Raw genomic sequence first — 14,865 nt, forward strand, 5'->3', positions numbered from 1 at the left:
CGTTTTATAATATAGCGTGAACAGGAAATATTTGGACGAACATATATCGAAGGGATTGTGGGCTTTGTTGGAGATTCCACTGGATCGCTGTTCAGACGTATCCCTTTATAAGCAAATATCCTATCATCTGAAGAGAATGATAGAGTCAGGGACGCTCCAGGTGGGGATGCGCCTTCCTGGCTCTAGATTTTTGGCCAGGACCCTTGGTGTCAGTCGTAACACAGTGGTTTTGGCCTATGATTTGTTGGAAGACGATGGTTACATTGAACAAAGAGGTAGGAAAGGCGCCTTCGTGACTTTCAGGAGAAAAGTCCTATTGGATCTGCCAAAGCCCGAAGGCCCAACGTGGGATCTTGCGAGTGGAACTCCCTCAATGGATTTGATCCCATGGAAAGAGCTAGGTTCCATAAGTAGAGAGATAATATACGCGAAAGGGTCCCTATCTTTGACGCCTCCGCCTTTGGCCGGGTTGCCGGAACTGAGAAAAGCTCTGGTTCGGCACGCCGCTTCCAGAGGTATTCCAGCAAGGTGGGAGGATGTGGTCGTCACCACTGGCGGTAAGCAGGGGCTGTTTTTGTCCTTGATGTCTCTTGCTGAGATAGGGGTCCAGAAGATTTGGGTTGAGGAACTGACTTATCCAGACATATTTCCAATGATTAACAAACTCAAACTCCAAGTCGAAACAGTGCCCATGGCTCCAGCGGATATGCTGGAAAGGTGTAACATCCTGAAGGAAAAGGATGCTCTTTATCTAATTCCTAGCTTCCACAATCCAACAGGGCGGACTATGGACTATGAAACTAGAAAAGAGGTTTTGGCCCTTGCTAAGAAAAAGGGTTTTTGGATAATTGAGGACGATGCGTATGGAGAATTGAGGTATTCTGCCCAATCTGTTCCCGCCATGAAAGCTATGGAAAATGCTGAAAAGGTCATTTATCTAGGTTCGTTCAGTCAATTACTTTTCCCAGGATTACGAAACGGTTACGCTCTTGTTCCCAACCAGTTGAAAGAAGAGTTTCGTGAGGCCTTAGCCTGTTCTGCTGGGACAGTCTCCTCATTGGTGCAGTATTTGGTAAGTGCTTTCCTTTCCGAGGGGTTGTTGGAAAACTGCCTGGAAAGGGCAAGGAAGGAAATATCCAAGAGAATGGACTGCCTAATCTCAAGCATTGAAAAACTCCTGCCACATGCCCTGGCTGAGAAGCCTTTAGGAGGTATATATCTTTGGGTTACCCTTCCAGGGCTTTCGGATGAAAGCTTACATGCGTTGGCCCTTTCAGAGGATATATCGGTAGTGCCGGGGAAGGAATTTACGAAGGATAAACGGGAGACCTTTTCCGTGCGGCTTTCCGTCAGCAGCCTGGGGATGAATGATTTGAAACAGGCAGTTGAAAGGTTGGCTAAAGCCTGGGGTGATAAGCAATGAAGCTGAAACGAATCTTGGAGGGGCGCGAAGCCAGAGCTAGGGTACAAAGGTGGCTTTTGGGCAAAGTAGACGTGGTGGCTCAGGTTTCCCTCAATATCCCAGGTTTCCCGAAGGATGTAGAAGGTAGTAGAGTTCTGATTCATAAGGTTGTGGCCAGTTTCACCGAAAAGGTTTTGAGAGTTGGTGGGATTGTGCCAGTAGAGGTGACGTTGGAGAATGGTGCGGGAGTTACCGCATTTTTGGGAATTACTTCCTTGGATGCCGTTGAAGTCAAGAAGATTGCAGTGGCTTTGGAAGAGGCCCAAGAGTGGGGGAGGATCCTAGACATAGACATTTTGACGCAAGCAGGGGCTCTCTCTAGAGAGAAGATGAATAAACCTTCCAGAAAGTGTTTAGTGTGCGAAAGGGACGCTAAATGGTGTGCCAGCACGCAGAGGCACGACATAAAAGATCTAAGGAAGAAAGCTATAGATTTAATTCAAGAGGCCGTAGGGGCTATCAGTGGTCCTTTGGGTTAGTTTCTTTATCCTTGTCTTGCAAAAACAGAGCTATATAACGGTGCCACAAGTAGACGGCTCCTATGGCGCATGCAAAGCCTCCGCTTAATCCCCAGGCTATCCTGAAAGGGTCAGGTCTTCCCACTATATATCCCCATAAACCTGCGATCCCATGACCGAAAAACACCAGTGTTGCGATGGAAAGGATTAACACTATAAGTCTCATTTACAACCTCCTAAAATTGTTCGGTTTAAACTGTTGTGTGCACGTATGTAAAATGGTATCATAAATATTATCCGACTGTACATTATTGAGAAGAGGACTGGAGTTCAGGTAGAAGGGAGGAGAACATCATTAGAGAACCAAAACTATACACAACCTCTGCGGATTATGTGTATCATGAGATAAGACATAAAATCATCACCAAGCAGTTGAAGCCCGGCCAGAGGCTGCCTGAGGTGAATATCGCTGCAGAGTTGGGAGTTAGTCGAACCCCCGTTAGGGAGGCCCTCAGGAGGCTGGCGAGTGAGGGGTTGGTGATGATTATCCCCAACAGCGGGGCACGTTTGGCTTCTCCAAGCAGGAAGGAAATGGAGAATACTTATGTGGTAAGGGAAGCCCTTGAGTGTCTGGCTGCTGAACTGGCCGCGAAAAACATTACAGAGAGAGCTCTTCGTAGGTTGGAAGACACCATTGCAGATGAGATAAGAGCGTTTGAGGAAAAGAACTTGGAGCTGTACCTGGAGGTAAACGAAGAATTTCACAGGATCATAGCTGATTCGAGTGGTAACAGGGTATTGGCTGAGTACATTGAAAACATACTAGCAAGAACCAACGCCTATGTAATGTTTTATGATCCTTTCTATGACATAGAAGACAACCCCAGCATTGAACAGCACAAGGGCATAGTAAAGGCCTTGAGGATGAGGGATCAGGAGAAGGCGGTAGAACTCATGAGAGAACATTTGAAGCTTTCCTTGTTGGACCTCAGAAAGCCCGAGGAGTAGGTTTTTTTCAGGTAACAAACCACTAAGTGTCGCTTTTAAATGGTGGGAATTCTATTCCCGCCATATTTTTTGCCAAAAAATGACCCCTCAGGGGAAAATTATGTTTTGAGAGGCTATAATTATCAGCGAGGAACTTTTGAATTCAGATTCGAGCAGAGGAGGATTTAAAATGCCAGACAGAACCCTTCCTTCTTTCGACTTAAAGAGGAACTTTAAACGAGTGAAAGAGGAAATAATGGAGGCGCTGGAAAGAGTGTTGGAGAGCCAGCACTTTATTCTTGGCCCTGAGGTTAAGGCTTTTGAGGAGGAGGTAGCTTCATATTTGGGAGTTGAACATGCCATAGGTTGTGCTTCAGGCTCTGATGCTTTGCTTTTGGCTTTGATGGCGTTAGACATCTCCGAAGGAGATGAAGTTATAACTACGCCCTACACGTTTTTCGCCACTGCCAGCTGTATAGCCCGTTTAGGAGCTAGGCCAGTTTTCGTAGATGTAGAGCCTGATACGTACAATATCTCCGTTGATGGTATAAAGAATGCCCTTTCAGAGAGGACGAAGGCGATCCTGCCTGTCCATCTGTTCGGCCAGATGGTAAAGGTGGAGGAAATAAAAGAGGTAGCCCCTGGTATCACAATAGTGGAGGATGCAGCGCAAGCCATCGGAGCCGTTAGGTTCGTTGATGGCAAAGCTATCAAGGCTGGAACCTTTGGAGAGCTAGCATGTTTTTCCTTCTTTCCAACGAAGAACCTCGGCGCCTACGGAGATGGAGGCATGGTAGTCGCAAAAAGCAAAAAGCTTGCTGATAGAATCTTCCGGCTTAGAGTTCATGGGGCGGGAAGGCAGTACATGCACGAAGAAATAGGAATAAATAGCAGGCTTGATGCCCTTCAAGCGGCTATACTCAGGGTTAGATTGAGGCACCTTGAGATTTGGAACGAGGAAAGAAGGAAAGCAGCTTTTAGATACGATCTGTTGATAGCGGAGAAAGGTTTGAATGAGTGGGTAACGCCCCCGAGGGCAGATGAACATAACCACCACACATATCATCAGTATGTGGTCCGTTGCCAAAGGCGAGATCAATTGCAGAAATTCCTGCAGGATAAGGGGATAACGACCCGGGTTTATTACCCGGTTCCCTTGCATTTGCAAAAATGTTTCCAGTATCTAGGTTATAAGGAGGGCCAGTTTCCGGTCTCTGAATCGCTCTCGAAGGAAAGTTTGGCACTTCCAATGTTTCCAGAGATAACACCTGAGGAGCAGGAATGGGTAATCGATAGCATTAGGCAATTCTACTTAAAATAATTTGACCTTTATTGATTAAGCTGTCTGGATATTGTAGAATTAGTATTGCTGAATGTTGTCGATTCAGGAAATGGAGGTGTTGGGATGTTCTATCCGTTTTTTTTCGATCCCACTATAATTTTGCTGTTGCCGGCTCTCTTTTTGGCCATATGGGCGCAGATGAAGGTCAAGGGAGCTTATGCTGAATACAGTAGAGTTGCCACTATAAGAGGAATAAGGGCTCAAGACGCAGCTCGAATGATCCTGGACAGCCATGGATTGAGAAACGTTACCATAGAGCCCGTGCCAGGTAATCTGACAGATCATTACGACCCGCGCTCAAAGGTGTTGAGGTTGTCTGAAGGCGTGTATAATAGCGCCAGCATAGCTGCCATAGGTATAGCAGCCCATGAAGCTGGGCACGCCCTTCAGGATATGGATGGGTATGCACCTTTGAAGTTGCGGAACATGATCGTGCCTGTGGCAAACCTGGGTTCGGGCTTGGCTTTTCCCTTGTTTTTCATAGGGTTCTTGTTCGGTTCACCTACCATGATGGATATGGGAATTTTGTTCTTCCTGGGAGTTTTGGTGTTTCACTTGGTCACTTTGCCTGTGGAGTTCAACGCTAGCGGCAGGGCTATAAAGGTTCTTGCCGGTACAGGTATGTTTACCCAAGATGAGCTATATGGGGCCAAGAAGGTTCTTGATGCGGCGGCTCTTACGTATGTAGCGGCTACGGTTATGGCGGCAATGCAGCTTGTGAGGCTTTTGGCGTTGCGGGGGATGCGTAACGACTAGCCGTTGAACTCTGAACGTTGGCATTCTTGGTTATGGTGATATCATAATAGGGTGACGGTTGTCACCCTATTATGTTCCTTGGGGTTTTGGATTATTTGGTTTGAGTGGATGGGAGGATATATCATGCCCCTTTTAATTTTAGCGATTTTATTTCTTTTTGTTATGCCCTGGTTGGGCATTTTGTTTTTGGCTTTTTCCTTGCTCCTTTTAGTTTTGATTCCTTTAGGCTTTGCTGCTAAATCATTGGTTTGGCTTTTCATAGGTCCGAGAGAGCTTTTAAGGGTAATGGTCAACAAGAAGGTCAGAAAGAACCACGCCCTTGAACATGCCACCATAAATGTGATCGAAGAAAGATATGGCATAGACATGCTTTCGGGAATATCCACGGAGGAAGGGTTTTCCGTAAACGGGCCCGTTTCCCCAGAGCTAGCTCTTACAGCGGCTTCAGAAGCTTTGTCCAGACTAAAAAAGGGAGAGAAAGAGTTAGCCATTCATGCCAGATGTGGAACAACCATAGTCGTGGTCAATACCTTGTCTTCTTTGGTTTTTATCTTGGCCCTGATTGCTACAGATACTCTAGGACTTGCTACAGTGCTTTTAGCTATCCTAGTTGCTTGGATTTTAGGGCCTTACATTAGCCGATATGCCCAGGCTTATATAACTACCCTGGCGGAGGTAGATGACCTTGTGATAACGGGTGCCGAGATAAAACCAAGAGAGGCAAGAATTTGGGGCATGAGGGTCTTGGTTCCTGGAGAGATATTCATAAGGACCCGTACGCTTGATGAGCCCTTGAAAGTGGAGGTTTTAGATTGATGCGAGGTATAGAGGTCGCCCTTGAGGTTTGGAGAGATGTTAACGAAGGCCTTTTTGCCAGCGAGGCGTTGAGGAAGAAGTCCTTGGGGCTTCCCGAAGGGGACAGGGTCTTAGCTAGTACTTTGGTTTACGTCTCCATCCGAAGGGCTTCGTTTTGGAAATATTTGGTCAAGGAGTATTCTGGGCGTTCCTTGAGAGAATTTTCTCCTGCAGCAGGTGACGCCTTAGTTTTGGGTGTGGCAGGCATAGCCGAGCTTCGCAGGTTTCACCCAGCTTCTCTGGTGAACGCGTTGGTGGAGTTCGTGAAAAAGAAAGGTTCCAGAAGAGAGGTTTCGGTCGTAAATGCAGTTCTGCGGAGAGCTGCCAGAGAAGCCAAAAAGGATCTTGAAAGGTTTCTCCATAGCCCCCAACTCAAGGACTTGTGCTTGGTGTGTGGAGTTCCATACTGGGTGGGCACTAGCCTGAGTGACAGTTGGGGGAGGAAAGAAGCTAGGCAGCTTCTGAAATTGATGACTATGAGAAGTTATGTTTCTCTGAGGTTATCTCCGGGGGTAGACAAAAGAGAGGTTATATCTAACCTTGAAGGTTCTGGTTACAGAGCTTGGGAATCCTCTCTGTTGGATTACTCTATCAGGCTGGCGTCTTCTGCCTTTCCACCTAACCTTTATGGATACGATAAAGGTTGGATAACGCCACAAACTGAGTCATCCATGATGGTTGCCGAGGTAGTATCTTCAAATTATGAAGGCGGGGCAATACTTGATATGTGTTGTGGTAGAGGGGTGAAGACAGTTCAGATAGCGCAGGTCCTTACTGGAGCACCCATTGAGGCATGGGAATTATCCCAAGGCAGGCTGAAGGCAGCCGAAAGAGAAATGGAAAGATTGAGGATAAAGAGGGATTCTATAATCTTCAAAAGGGGCGACGCTCTAGAGCTAAATCCAAATGAAAAACCGTCTTTGATCTTTTTGGACGCACCATGCAGTGGAAGTGGAACATGGGCAAGGCATCCTGATGGAAAACTGAGGCAGAGTAAGGAGAAGTTGCAGCATCTTACTGACCTGCAGCGGGCAATGCTCTTAAGGGCTCTTGAGATGGTAAAGCCGGGAGGTAAGGTAGTTTATTCCACGTGTAGTTTGCTGAGACCAGAGAATGAGTTAGTGGTCGGTGAGGTGGTCGGAAAGGTATCCGATGTGGTTGAAATTCCTGTGAGCTGGCCATATGATTATGTGAGGCGAGGCCGGCCGTGGGGGTATTACGTTTGGCCGGGGTTACCGTGGGTTGACGGGTTCTATGTAGCAGTTCTCAAGAAGCGGCCATAGGAGGTTTATCAATGCGTAACCTTTTGAAGATAGTATTGCTTTTGACAATTTTGATAATAGTAGGTTCGGGTGCTTTCGCCATTTACTCGGTTTTTTGGGGATTCAGGGACGCTACCGTTCCCAACTTGGAGGGAATGAAAGTAGCTGATGCGGCTTCCCTTGTTGAGGGAATGGGGATAAAGCTCCGTATAGATAAGGTGGATTCCGTCCGTCCAGAAGGTACCATAGTGGAACAGTGGCCCAAAGCTGGGACAATGGTCAAAAAAGGTCAAATTGTAATATTGAAGGTCAGTAGAGGAGGGGAGCGCCTACCCTTACCAGATGTGAGGGGTATGGAATATGGACAGTGCGTGGCCTTACTCAAAGAAAAAGGTTTTGTCGTGGGAGATATTGTAAGGGTTCACAGTGAGGAGAGGCCAGCAGGTGTTGTGATTGCTCAAAGCCCTGCAGCTCCTGCCTTGGTTGCGCAAGGTAGGCCTATAAACCTGATGGTAAGCCTTGGCCCTGCACGGGTCGATGGCAAGGTTAAGGTCCCCAACGTCCTGGACAGAAGTGAGAAAGTGGCAAGGCAGATTTTAGGCCAGAGCGGGCTTAGAGTGAAAGAAGTTAAGTATCGCTATACCCAGCTGACACCTTCCGGCATGGTCATGGACATGAGTCCAAGGCCGGGGGAGGAGGTGTCTGAGGGTAGTCCTGTGGTTCTTGTCGTTGCAACCGCAAAAAAGCCTGAGACGAAAGAGGATAAGGTTGTCTCCAAGGAAGATCAGGAAGAGGCCCAAAAAGCTGAAAAAGATACTGCCGAAAGTAAGCCCAAGGAAACTGAAAAAAAGGATGAAAGCCCTAAAACTGTAGATGAGCAGCCACCTAGCCAAGAGCCTACAAAGGTTGCCAAGATACGATACCAGGTTCCTCCACTTGCGAGGTCCATGGAGCTGAAAATTGAGCTGATTGATGAAAAGGGAGTAAGGACGATTTTGAAGCGGGAGGTTAGCTCAGGGGAATATATATCCATTGATGCTCCCTTTGTGGGAGATGCGGCAGTTACTATTTATTTAGGAGGACAATTCGTATGGCAAGATCGATATCGGTAAGCAGTCAGGAAGTGCTGATAGCTCCTTCAGTGCTTTCCGCAAATCCCTTGAGAATGGCTGAGGCAGTGAACGCTCTTTCAGGGGAGTATGACATGCTTCATGTGGATATAATGGACGGTCATTTCGTGCCTAACCTATCCTACGGGCCTGATTTGGTCCGAAGTATGAGAGAAGAGTGGCCAGATGTGTTATTGGATACTCACTTGATGGTCGAAAGGCCCCAAGACTTCATAGATGTTTTCGCCGATGCGGGGACGGATATATTGACGGTGCATGTTGAAACGGCTCCTCACCTGCATAGAGTGTTGGAGATGATAAGGGCAAAGGGATGTGTTCCAGGTGTAAGCATAAATCCGGGAACACCTGTAGAATGGCTGAAGCCTGTATTGCCCATAGTGGGCCTCGTTCTGGTAATGTCTGTTAACCCGGGCTTTGGAGGCCAGTCTTTCATTCCTGAGGTTTTAGAGAAGGTAAAAACTCTGAAGTGTTGGAAAGAAACAGGTCCCTTCGACTATTTAATAGAGATAGATGGGGGGATATCGACTCAAAATGTAGGTGAGGTTGTAAGGGCGGGGTGTGATGTGGTGGTAGCAGGTAGCGCTATCTTCAAAGCACAGTCCCCATACGAAACCGCAAGAGAGATGAGAAGAATAGCTGCGGAGGCGAAGAAAATTGGAAGATGAAAGGAAGGTTGCTGTAGAGCTTGGTGAGAGTGTAAGAAGTAGGCGTGAGGCATTGGGGTTGACCCTTGAGGATGTAAACAAAGAGACCAAGATAAGGAAGGCCTTTCTTGAGGCCATCGAAGAGGGTAACCTTAAGTTTCTTTCTGGGGTTATATACGTTAAAGGATTTATAAAAGCGTATCTTAAGGTTATAGACGCCGAAGATCTTTATCCTGAATATGAAAAGCTAGTAGATCGCCTTGCAGCGGAACGAGAGACCAGAAACCTTGAGACTGTAGTAAACTACATGCCACCGCAGAAACGTTTCAGGAAACCATCGAGATGGTGGATCTATGGCTCTGCGATCCTTTTGCTCTTGGCCTCTGGGTTCATGGTTTGGCAGGAGAGGGAGCAAATAAGAGAAAAATCCCGGTTGATGCTGGAGCGGGAAAAGAGCCAGACTGTTGAGTCTGCACCTTTGCCTGAAGAAGCTCCGGCCTCGGAGGATGGTGCAATGCCTAAGGTCGTGATAGTGGAGGAAGCTCCTTTACCTCAGGAAGCCGAGGTGCTGGAGCAAGAAGCAAAGAGCGAGGAGAAAGAAGAAGAACAAGTTCCGGCCGAAGAGCCATCGGAGACGAAAGTTCTGGCCATTGAATTTGAGGGCCCCTGTTGGGTCAGGATAACCAAGGGTAATGAGGTGGTTTTCCAAGGGACTCTGAGAAAAGGGGACACAAAGGAAGTAGTTGTTGATGCCCCTGTGAGGATAAGATACGGTAACGCTGGTGTGGTTGCAAACCGTTGGGAAGGGCAGACCAAAGAAAAGATCGGCCAAAGCGGAGAGGTTGTAACTTATGAATATCTTCCCGATGGGACAATGAAAAGGATGTAGGGACGCATGACAGGAAAAAAAGTCTTCATTTTGAGTTTGGGATGTGCAAAGAACCAGGTCGACAGCGAGAACCTGGCAGGATACCTAAAAAGGGCTGGGTTTTACCTTGTTGACAATATAGAAGAGGCTCAGATAGCCATAGTTAACACGTGTGGGTTTATCAGGCCCGCCGTGGAGGAGAGCATTGACGCTATTTTGGATCTTGAGGAGCTGAAAAGCTCTTCTTCCTTGGAAAAGATAGGAGTAGTGGGTTGTCTGCTAAATCGATACGGAGAGGATTTGAAGAAAGAACTCCCAATGGTGGATTTTTGGGCCGAGGCGGAGGAATGGCAAGCCCTCCTGGCTGCCATGGGATGCTCAGGGAATTATGCCCCATTACAGGAGGTCCTTCCTGGCAAATCTACCTGGAGCAGGTACCTCAAGATAAGCGAGGGGTGCAGTAACAAGTGTTCGTATTGCATGATCCCTTCTATAAGAGGGCCTTTGCGCAGTGTCCCTATGAATGAAGTGCTGGAAAAAGCGGCGTTCTTGGCGGAACAGGGAGCCAGAGAAATTTGTTTGGTGGGGCAGGATCTTACTGCTTATGGAATGGATTGGAATGGTAAACCTCAGCTTTTGAAGTTGATAGAGGCTTTAGACAGCAAATTCAGCAGCTCGAAAATGTGGTTTCGCTTACTCTATCTTCATCCTGCGAGGGTGACCAAGGAGATCATCTCAGCGGTGGTCTCAAGTAGGGTCTTCCTGAACTACCTTGATATGCCCCTTCAGCATGTAGACCCCGAAATACTGGCGAAAATGAACAGGGGCGGCTTCTCGGAGAAGGACCTGAGGAGACCCTTTGAGATAGCAAGGGAGCTGGACGAGGGGTTTGCTCTGCGAACTACTTTCATGACTGGTTTCCCCGGAGAGACCGAGAAGCACCACAGTAAGGTTTTGGATTTCATCGAGAAGATTCAATTGGACCGAGTTGGAGTCTTTCCCTTTTCAGAGGAAGAAGGAACGCAAGCTGCATTGATGCTCGATCAAATACCAATTGATGTTAGGGAGCGCAGGGCCTCGGAGATCTTGGAACTCCAGTCGGAGATATCCTACCGAAGGCAGCAAAAGTTCGTGGGGAGAGCTCTGGAAGTTTTAGTGGAGGAAGTAGATGACGATGACAATCAAAGGGGATGGGGGAGAACTTATAGAGATGCTCCAGAGGTAGACGGGCTAATAGAGGTGTCGTCTCGTCAAAAGCTATCTCCGGGATGTTTCGTCAATGTCAGGGTTATTGAGGCGTATGAACACGACATGGTTGGGGAGGTAGTGGATAGTGAAGATTAACTCCTGGTATTCTGCTGCATCTACGTGTTTGGGGTTAGGGTACTTGACTTCCATGCCGGGTACCATTGCCTCCTCCGTTGCCTTTTTGATACACGTTCTATATCCGGTACAGGTCTGGTTGATTGTGGGAGCGTCCCTGCTGGGAATTCTTGCATCTGACAAATATGTGAAAAAAGAGCGAAAAACCGACCCCAAAGAGGTGGTCATTGACGAAGTGGTGGGAAGCTGGATAGCCTTTTGGGGATTGTCACCGGGATTGGCCTTTGGTGCCTTGTTTCTCTTCAGGGTTTTTGACATATTGAAGCCTTTTCCCATAAGTGCTGCAGAAAGGCTCCCTGGAGGACTGGGCGTGATGGCCGATGATGTGGTTGCAGGACTTTTTACGAACTTGCTGATAAGAGGAATTTTTTGGTTCTTCTTGCCGGCCTTGTCTGGGTAGGAGAGCTTTGTAGAGGGGGAGGTCGGATAGGTGAAAGAAGCGGCCCTTTTTGCCATAGGAGATGAGCTCCTGGCTGGGATAGGTAGGGAAGGTAACTGTTCTTGGTTGGCAGGGAAGTTGTCCGACATAGGTTGGCAGGTTGCGACCATTCAGGTTTTGCCTGACGAAATTGATTTCATAGTTTCATCGGTAGGGGCATGGCTGGGAAAAGTGGATCTCATCGTACTTTCGGGAGGCTTGGGCCCCACTCACGATGACGTGACCAGGGAGGCTGTTTCAAGGCTTTTGGGTCGACCTCTTGTGCTCAGGGAGGACCTGTATGCCTCCATCCTTGCCAGGTACGCCGGCCCAATAAAGGAAGCCGTGGAAAGATCGAAGCACAAACAGGCGTTGATCCCGGAAGGAGCAGAGGGAATATATAACCCCCTAGGATCCGCTTTGGCTTTCAAGGTGAACTTGATGGATACAGAGATCTTTGTTTTGCCTGGGGTTCCCAGGGAATTTAAGGCCATCGCCGAGGAAAGGGTGCTTCCAGCGCTTGATAAGGGAGGTAAAGTGAGAGAGGTCATAAGGGTCGTTGGTTGGCCTGAAAGTGTTTTAAAGGACAAACTGAAAGGCCTTTTGGAAGAATTCAAGGAAGTGAAGTTGTCCATTTTGCCCTCTCCCAACTTGATTAAGTTGTCCTTATGGGGTACCCCTGGGGATGTCTATAACGCGGCAAACTACGTAAGGAATCTGTTGTCTGAGGATATACTCCCTCAAGGGGCCTCCAGCCTGGCGGAGGCAGTCTTGCTTGAGGCAGAAAAGAAACAAGCCCCCGTGGCCCTTGCTGAATCGTGTACAGGGGGACTTTTGGGGGCTTCTTTAACCCAGATTCCAGGGGCCTCAAAGGTCTTTCTGGGGGGTGTGGTTTGTTACAGCAATGAATCAAAGATAAGGATCCTGAAAGTCCCAGAGAAGGTAATAAGGGATCATGGGGCCGTCAGCCCTGAATGTGCCGAGGCGATGGCGTTAGGAGCCAAGGAACTTTTGGGTTCTGATTTTGCTCTTTCCGTTACTGGTATAGCTGGACCCGATGGAGGTACAGAAGAAAAACCCGTCGGTACGGTGTGTTTTGCTATATCCAGCCCAAAGGGCTTGGAGACTTTTCAACGGCAATTTTTTGGCGATCGCTCTAACATAAGGGATTGGGCTGTCGCGTTTGGTCTTGAGAAACTTTGGAGAGCCATTAAGGGGGGATGCGAAGGTGGAGCTCGTTAGGTGTTTTGTGTCTGTGGAGCTGGATGAGAAGGTTAGAAATAGAATCAGTCAATGGATTGAGGAGCTCAAAATATTGGCCCCCAGACTTAAATGGGTTTCTGGCTCTGGATTACACATAACCTTGAAGTTTTGTGGCGAGATAGATTTGAGCAAGGTAATCAAACTTGAAAACGCCCTTCAGGATGCCTTTGCAAGGACTACAGTCCGACCTTTTGGTCTAGAGATAGGAGGCGTTGGAGCCTTTCCTGGTCTTAGGGAGCCCCGTGTTCTTTGGTTAGGTGTGGGAGGGGAAGAGGATCAGCTTTCCAGGATCGTAGAAATAGTGGAGAGTGCAGCGGAGATCGTTGGGTTGGAGAGAGAGCACCGTCCTTTTCATCCCCACGTAACCATAGCCAGGATAAAGTCTCCATCCGATGTGCCAGTGGATCTTATAAGGACCATAAGCGAGCATGAGTTGGGGCAGCTGTCGTGGAACGTAAATGCAGTAATGCTTATGAGAAGCGATCTTAGACCTTCTGGCGCCGTGTATAGCCCCATAGCCAAGTATAATTTGAAGCAACCGGAGGTGAGCCGTTAGTGGCCAAATCGAAACAGAAACAAGAGATAACTCGAGAGGACGTACTTGATTTAGCGCTCCGGGACATTAAAAGCAAGTTCGGAGAAGGAGCCATAATGTGCCTTGGTGAGGAGAGGACCTCAAGCGTGGAGGTGATCCCGACGGGGGTTTTATCCTTGGACCTTGCATTGGGAATAGGAGGATACCCGCGGGGAAGGATAGTTGAGATTTTTGGTCCTGAAGGAAGTGGCAAGACCACGCTGGCTTTGCATGCCATAGCGGAAGCCCAGAAGGCTGGTGGCATTGCAGCGTTCATTGATGCTGAGCATGCTCTTGATCCTCGCCTGGCGGCTGCCATGGGAGTAAAGGTAGATTCCCTCTACGTTTCTCAGCCTGATAGTGGTGAGCAGGCTCTGTATATACTAGAGACGTTGGTAAGAAGCAGTGCTGTGGACGTCATCGTGGTGGATTCCGTGGCGGCTCTTACCCCTCAAGCGGAGATAGACGGCAGAATTGGGGACAGCCAGGTTGGGCTTCAGGCCCGGCTCATGTCCTATGCTTTGAGGCGCCTTACATCTGCGATATCCAAGAGCAAGTGCGTTGTTATATTTATAAACCAACTCAGGGCCAAGATATCCACTATGGGATATGGCGGTCCTCAGGAGACCACCACAGGAGGGCGTGCCCTCAAGTTTTATAGCTCGGTGCGGATAGAAGTCAAAAGAGGGAAGGCCTTGACGAAAGGTGACGAGAATATAGGTCATGAGCTATGGATAAAGGTGGTCAAGAACAAGCAGGCGCCACCCTTTAAATCCGCCCATGCCTCGCTGATATATGGTAGGGGGATACCAGAGGAGATGTCTGTTTTGGACATGGCACTGGATATGGACATCGTTACGAAGCGGGGTTCTTGGCTTTCCTATGAGGGAGAGACTCTGGGACAAGGGAAGGATAACGTTGCTGCTTACATAAAGAACAACCCTGAACTTATGGCGGAGATAACCAGGAAGGTCAAGGAGAAAATAGCAGAAAGTGGAGGATTTTTGATTGCTCCCCATGAGGAGGAGCAAGAGGAGCCTGTAGCAATGGAGGAAATGGACATAGAAGAAGGAATCCTAGAGCTAGACGTCGAGGAAGATAATTAAATAAGTAGCCAAATAAACAGAGAAATGGATAAATTATACAATCGGCAGGCCAAGAGAAGAATCCCTGCCGATTGTGTTTATTGAGTGAGATAATACGGCATTGCTTGCAACATAAAGACCATTAATATGTTTATTGTAAGCAAATAGCAACCCTTAGTGTAAGTTTTAAAAATAGTTCGTCTATTTGAAGGTGTTGACAGTTTCAAAGATGCCGGTTATTATTACCTTCGCCTCGCGGGAACGGCCGCGGTGGAGGGGACCTTGACAGTGGAATATAGGCAGATAGGTGAGGGCTCTTGGAATTTTTTGGAGAGTTTGATCCTGGCTCAGGACGAACGCTGGCGGCGTGCCTAACAC

16 protein-coding genes are annotated in these 14,865 nt (G+C 48.0%); 15 read left to right on the forward strand and 1 reads right to left on the reverse strand.

Annotated features, from left to right (window positions below; all coding sequences use genetic code 11):
- Positions 1-16 precede the first annotated feature (16 nt).
- Complete coding sequence (locus V7Z69_RS05795; RefSeq protein ID WP_334139073.1) at positions 17-1,423, forward strand: aminotransferase-like domain-containing protein; 1,407 nt, start codon at positions 17-19, stop codon at positions 1,421-1,423.
- Positions 1,420-1,941 (forward strand): citrate lyase holo-[acyl-carrier protein] synthase, encoded by a 522-nt coding sequence (citX, locus tag V7Z69_RS05800; RefSeq protein ID WP_334139075.1) that lies wholly within the window; start codon positions 1,420-1,422, stop codon positions 1,939-1,941. The genes V7Z69_RS05795 and citX overlap by 4 nt, the downstream gene beginning before the upstream one ends.
- Here the strand turns inward: citX and V7Z69_RS05805 are convergent.
- Positions 1,922-2,146 carry a hypothetical protein gene (locus V7Z69_RS05805; protein WP_334139077.1) on the reverse strand — a complete coding sequence of 75 codons (225 nt, stop codon included), beginning with the start codon at positions 2,144-2,146 and terminating at the stop codon, positions 1,922-1,924. The genes citX and V7Z69_RS05805 overlap by 20 nt on opposite strands.
- A 125-nt stretch (positions 2,147-2,271) precedes the next feature.
- Here V7Z69_RS05805 and V7Z69_RS05810 point away from each other — a divergent pair, with 125 nt between their 5' ends.
- The 13 genes from V7Z69_RS05810 to recA all read left to right on the forward strand — a co-directional run bounded on the left by V7Z69_RS05810 (position 2,272) and on the right by recA (position 14,508).
- The gene (locus V7Z69_RS05810; protein ID WP_014162993.1) at positions 2,272-2,928 is read left to right on the forward strand and encodes a GntR family transcriptional regulator; all 657 of its coding nucleotides are present in this window, start codon (positions 2,272-2,274) and stop codon (positions 2,926-2,928) included.
- Between the two features lie 169 nt (positions 2,929-3,097).
- Positions 3,098-4,228, forward strand: a complete 1,131-nt coding sequence (locus V7Z69_RS05815; protein ID WP_014162994.1) for a DegT/DnrJ/EryC1/StrS family aminotransferase — start codon at positions 3,098-3,100, stop codon at positions 4,226-4,228.
- Between the two features lie 84 nt (positions 4,229-4,312).
- Complete coding sequence (locus V7Z69_RS05820; RefSeq protein WP_014162995.1) at positions 4,313-5,005, forward strand: zinc metallopeptidase; 693 nt, start codon at positions 4,313-4,315, stop codon at positions 5,003-5,005.
- Between the two features lie 123 nt (positions 5,006-5,128).
- Positions 5,129-5,821 carry a DUF6391 domain-containing protein gene (locus V7Z69_RS05825; RefSeq protein WP_334139079.1) on the forward strand — a complete coding sequence of 231 codons (693 nt, stop codon included), beginning with the start codon at positions 5,129-5,131 and terminating at the stop codon, positions 5,819-5,821.
- Entirely contained in the window at positions 5,821-7,143 is a 1,323-nt protein-coding gene (locus V7Z69_RS05830; protein ID WP_334139081.1) for an RsmB/NOP family class I SAM-dependent RNA methyltransferase, read from the forward strand. The genes V7Z69_RS05825 and V7Z69_RS05830 overlap by 1 nt, the downstream gene beginning before the upstream one ends.
- Positions 7,144-7,154: 11 nt before the next feature.
- On the forward strand, positions 7,155-8,234 hold the full coding sequence (locus V7Z69_RS05835; protein WP_334139083.1) for a PASTA domain-containing protein: 1,080 nt from the start codon (positions 7,155-7,157) through the stop codon (positions 8,232-8,234).
- Positions 8,213-8,917, forward strand: a complete 705-nt coding sequence (gene rpe, locus V7Z69_RS05840; protein WP_014162999.1) for a ribulose-phosphate 3-epimerase — start codon at positions 8,213-8,215, stop codon at positions 8,915-8,917. Before V7Z69_RS05835 ends, rpe begins: the two co-directional genes overlap by 22 nt.
- Complete coding sequence (locus V7Z69_RS05845) at positions 8,907-9,785, forward strand: helix-turn-helix domain-containing protein (protein WP_334139085.1); 879 nt, start codon at positions 8,907-8,909, stop codon at positions 9,783-9,785. The genes rpe and V7Z69_RS05845 overlap by 11 nt, the downstream gene beginning before the upstream one ends.
- A 6-nt stretch (positions 9,786-9,791) precedes the next feature.
- Complete coding sequence (gene rimO, locus V7Z69_RS05850; protein ID WP_334139086.1) at positions 9,792-11,108, forward strand: 30S ribosomal protein S12 methylthiotransferase RimO; 1,317 nt, start codon at positions 9,792-9,794, stop codon at positions 11,106-11,108.
- The gene (locus V7Z69_RS05855) at positions 11,098-11,547 is read left to right on the forward strand and encodes a phosphatidylglycerophosphatase A family protein (RefSeq protein ID WP_014163002.1); all 450 of its coding nucleotides are present in this window, start codon (positions 11,098-11,100) and stop codon (positions 11,545-11,547) included. The genes rimO and V7Z69_RS05855 overlap by 11 nt, the downstream gene beginning before the upstream one ends.
- Before the next feature lie 30 nt (positions 11,548-11,577).
- Positions 11,578-12,807 carry a CinA family nicotinamide mononucleotide deamidase-related protein gene (locus V7Z69_RS05860; protein WP_334139088.1) on the forward strand — a complete coding sequence of 410 codons (1,230 nt, stop codon included), beginning with the start codon at positions 11,578-11,580 and terminating at the stop codon, positions 12,805-12,807.
- Entirely contained in the window at positions 12,794-13,384 is a 591-nt protein-coding gene (gene thpR / locus V7Z69_RS05865; protein WP_334139089.1) for an RNA 2',3'-cyclic phosphodiesterase, read from the forward strand. Before V7Z69_RS05860 ends, thpR begins: the two co-directional genes overlap by 14 nt.
- A complete protein-coding gene (gene recA / locus V7Z69_RS05870) occupies positions 13,384-14,508 on the forward strand; it encodes a recombinase RecA (RefSeq protein ID WP_014163005.1) in 1,125 nt (374 codons plus the stop codon). Before thpR ends, recA begins: the two co-directional genes overlap by 1 nt.
- The last annotated feature ends 357 nt before the right edge of the window (positions 14,509-14,865 follow it).

The sequence above is a fragment of the Thermovirga lienii genome, from assembly GCF_036847465.1.
In the GTDB taxonomy this organism is placed as follows: Bacteria; Synergistota; Synergistia; order Synergistales; family Thermovirgaceae; genus Thermovirga; species Thermovirga lienii.

Excerpts from the sequence above, each read along its gene's own strand:
- V7Z69_RS05830 (WP_334139081.1), top strand. The coding sequence starts at position 5,821 with ATGCGAGGTATAGAGGTCGCCCTTGAGGTTTGGAGAGATGTTAACGAA.
- V7Z69_RS05805 (WP_334139077.1), bottom strand. The coding sequence starts at position 2,146 with ATGAGACTTATAGTGTTAATCCTTTCCATCGCAACACTGGTGTTTTTC.
- V7Z69_RS05835 (WP_334139083.1), top strand. The coding sequence starts at position 7,155 with ATGCGTAACCTTTTGAAGATAGTATTGCTTTTGACAATTTTGATAATA.
- rpe (WP_014162999.1), top strand. The coding sequence starts at position 8,213 with ATGGCAAGATCGATATCGGTAAGCAGTCAGGAAGTGCTGATAGCTCCT.
- V7Z69_RS05815 (WP_014162994.1), top strand. The coding sequence starts at position 3,098 with ATGCCAGACAGAACCCTTCCTTCTTTCGACTTAAAGAGGAACTTTAAA.
- citX (WP_334139075.1), top strand. The coding sequence starts at position 1,420 with ATGAAGCTGAAACGAATCTTGGAGGGGCGCGAAGCCAGAGCTAGGGTA.
- V7Z69_RS05820 (WP_014162995.1), top strand. The coding sequence starts at position 4,313 with ATGTTCTATCCGTTTTTTTTCGATCCCACTATAATTTTGCTGTTGCCG.
- rimO (WP_334139086.1), top strand. The coding sequence starts at position 9,792 with ATGACAGGAAAAAAAGTCTTCATTTTGAGTTTGGGATGTGCAAAGAAC.
- V7Z69_RS05825 (WP_334139079.1), top strand. The coding sequence starts at position 5,129 with ATGCCCCTTTTAATTTTAGCGATTTTATTTCTTTTTGTTATGCCCTGG.